Raw genomic sequence first — 2,809 nt, 5'->3', positions numbered from 1 at the left:
GAACGTCCAAAAACTCATTTCTAAGGCTTCAGAGAAGTTTTACGGCTTGATTGGAAAAACAGTCAACGATAGGGAAAAGGATGCCTTAAAAGCCAAAGTAAAGGCTTTAGAGGGGGAAAATGAACAGCTATCCGATAGACTGGGAAAGGCTATACTTGAAAAAGAGCAAAACGGCACAAAGGCATTCAAAGCCGAGAATGACAAGGAGTATTATAGACAACAAATGGACAACGCAAGGACAACCAGTAACCGATTAAGGACGGAGAACCAAGAACTAAAGACCGAAACCAAGGAATTGAAAAAAGAACTTGGTAAGATGAAAGACTTGTTCAATTCCGAACAACTGGAGGCTTTAAGGCATCATTTCCCAAACATATCAAAAGCTATGGAAGAGGGGAAAGACCTACTCAAGCAAATCACCAGAAGCAGAGGTTTCGGTATGGGTATGTAACCCCCCCCGCCCCCAAAGGGGGAGCGACCAAACGGCAGCCTCTCTCAATGGAGTGTTACGTCGTTCGGATTCGGAAGAAATTTTGCAGGGTTCGGAAAACGGTTGTGTGCTTATTCTAAAAAAAGTTTATGGTGTGGCGCTCGTCGGGACGGGTGGTCCCGCCCCTTGCCGCTGGGCGCTCCCCGACCGATGATTTTTAAGTGACTGATTTTGTGCTGTTTTGGGGGTATATTAAGAATAGAAGAAATAGAATAAGTTAAGTACTTGATACACAATATAGGGCATTTTCCATATTGGAAATTCTCATTTTCCAATCTAGAAAATACTGATTTCCTAATATAATACTAAACAGGAAAATAATATTTCCCTTAATATTGTTTTTATGGAAAATAATAGTTTACTTTGTGGAGAATAATATTTCCCAAAAACACATCAAAATGGAAAATAAAAAAGCAGTTAAGTTAACCGATTTTCAAAAGAACGAAGAAAATCCTTTTATGAAACAAGCTATAGAAGGTATTGAAAATCATGTTGTTAAAAAGTATAAGAGTAATAGTGGTGGCGATAAGAGAGCCGTAGTAGCTTTAGCCGACACTGAAACTGGAGAAGTGTTTAAGACTTCGTTTATCCGTCAAATAGAAGTAGATGAAGAACAATTCACTAAATTGTATCTTTCTAACTTTGCTGCATTCTTTGACCTATCACAAGCAGCTATTCGGGTTTTTGGTTACTTTATGACCTGCATGAAACCCAAAAATGATTTAATCATCTTCAATAGAAAAAAATGCCTAGAATATACCAAATACAAAACAGACAAAGCCGTTTATAAAGGACTTGCAGAACTTGTAAAAGCTGAAATCATAGCCCGAGGACCAGCCGATAATCTTTGGTTTATTAATCCTCTGATAGTATTCAATGGTGACCGAGTGACATTTGCTAAAACATACGTTCGGAAAAAGACTTTAGCTGCCCAAAAGAAAGAAGAAGCAGAGAAACGACAATTATCACTTGGCTTTGATGAACAGTAACACTCCATTGAGTGAAGCTGCCGTTTGGTCGCTCCCCCTTTGGGGGCGGGGGGGGGATAGATAAAGTTCCTCTATGTAAAGTTATAATGGGGGATGAAAGGCAAGGTTCGCTAACCTTACCCCGATTGTTTATGCTTCCCAGCATTCAATCTATCCCCGTTTATGGGTTTCTCTTTCACCCTACAAAGATAACCTCATGGGGGAAAAATGTCCAAGAATATGGGGTAAAAACTATCAAGTCGGTAGAAAATAAGTATCTTTGAAGTACATTTTTAGTAGAGGTACTGGTATGCCTAGACGAAGCAGATAGGCAAAAATAAAGCCGCTGGAGATGTCGGATGTCCGTCAATTAACTCCAGCGGCTTGTATTTTGGTAACTCTCCCGTATCGGTCGGCTACCGTTTGGTCAGCAACAAAGGTAGTACTTTATTGTCGCAAATCCAAATGTTTTCCCCTTTATTTGTGCATTTACAGAACATTTGCTAACTTCGCACCTATGCAGTATGGTGATAGCACACTAGCACCCTAAAGGGTGCGTGTGTAAGGGGACAAGCCCCCTTAACCCCCTGTCAGCCGGCTGTCACCGGCTGTTATCGATTGTCACAAAAATGTTAACTTATGGGAGCAACAAGTATTCATGTACAAGCAGTGAAGCCGGGGAGTGAGATTCACAACTTTAGGGAAAAAGAGTTGGACTATGTTCGTCCCGAACTTAGTCATTTGAATGAAAGCTGGGTTGGAGATAGCATCTCCCATCGGCTGGAAAGTGCGAAACAAAGATATCTCGATACGGTTGGGCAGAAGATGCAGGCTAAAGCCGCACCCATACGAGAGGGAGTAATAGTAATCAAACAAGAAACCACCATGCAGGAACTCCAGCAGTTTGCCACGGTCTGCAAAGAACGTTTCGGTATCGAAGCATTTCAAATCCATATACACAAGGACGAAGGATACATGAACGCAAAGCAATGGACACCTAACCTTCATGCCCATGTAGTTTTCGATTGGACGCAGCCGAATGGGAAAAGTGTGCGTTTATCGCGTGATGACATGGCAGAACTCCAAACCATAGCATCTGAAACACTGGGCATGGAACGTGGCGTTTCTTCTGACCGCAAACACTTATCGGCTATGCAGTACAAGACCGAATGTGCGAAAGAACAGCTTCAGGAACTATCAAACGATATATCCAGTGCATTAGACAAACACAAGGACGTACAAAACCAGCTTCTTCAGCTTCAGAAAGAACTACGTTCCATTGAAACAAAGAAGAACGTCCAAAAACTCATTTCTAAGGCTTCAGAGAAGTTTTACGGCTTGATTGGAAAAA

At 41.5% G+C, this 2,809-nt stretch carries 2 protein-coding genes and 1 pseudogene; all 3 read left to right on the top strand.

Annotated features, from left to right (window positions below):
• Window positions 1-451 (top strand): annotated as a pseudogene (locus DWX62_RS21760) (mobilization protein); the annotation flags it as partial.
• Between the two features lie 437 nt (window positions 452-888).
• Window positions 889-1,479: a replication/maintenance protein RepL gene (locus DWX62_RS21755; protein ID WP_004295513.1), complete on the top strand. Its 591-nt coding sequence runs from the start codon at window positions 889-891 to the stop codon at window positions 1,477-1,479.
• 618 nt (window positions 1,480-2,097) lie between these two features.
• On the top strand, window positions 2,098-2,809 hold a 712-nt coding region (locus DWX62_RS21740), incomplete at its 3' end, for a plasmid recombination protein (RefSeq protein WP_220431787.1).

It is taken from the genome of Bacteroides sp. AF20-13LB, from assembly GCF_003603065.1.
GTDB classification, from domain to species: domain Bacteria; phylum Bacteroidota; class Bacteroidia; order Bacteroidales; family Bacteroidaceae; genus Bacteroides; species Bacteroides uniformis.
The sequence above is the reverse complement of the archived record's forward strand: the minus strand, read 5'-3'. Positions and strand labels throughout refer to the sequence as shown.

What these genes read in the sequence shown, in the direction of transcription:
- DWX62_RS21755 (WP_004295513.1), top strand. Translation starts at nt 889, where the DNA reads ATGGAAAATAAAAAAGCAGTTAAGTTAACCGATTTTCAAAAGAACGAA.